The following is a 348-nucleotide window of genomic DNA, read 5'->3' as shown; positions in this document are numbered from 1 at the left end:
CCGACGCTCGCCTTCGTCTGCGGTTCGAATGCCTTCGTCTCGGCCGCCGCCCAGGCGCTGATCGATGCCGACATGCCGGCCGACCTCATCCGCACCGAGCGCTACGGGGTGTGAGAGCCCGGTGCCTCAGTCGGCGGGGGAGAATTTTGCCGAAATGAGCTGGAACGGCAGCGCGCCATAGGTGGCGACGGCCTGCTCGTTGTCCCAGACGCGGAACTGTCGCGACGGTCGCGCCTCGAGGACCAGACCCTGCCCCGTCTGGTCGAGCTTCACCTTGCCGCGAAAGCGCAAGGTCCGTTCGCCACCGGCGCGGCTGATCGCCATCGAGCGCAACCGCGCGACATGACG

At 68.4% G+C, this 348-nt stretch carries 1 pseudogene; it reads right to left on the bottom strand.

Annotated features, from left to right (window positions below):
* Positions 1-126: 126 nt before the first annotated feature.
* Positions 127-348, bottom strand: a pseudogene (locus EN869_RS33790) (hypothetical protein); the annotation flags it as partial.

Origin of the sequence: Mesorhizobium sp. M2D.F.Ca.ET.226.01.1.1, from assembly GCF_004022705.2 — a bacterium.
GTDB lineage: Bacteria > Pseudomonadota > Alphaproteobacteria > Rhizobiales > Rhizobiaceae > Mesorhizobium.
This window is presented reverse-complemented; position numbering and strand designations above follow the sequence as displayed.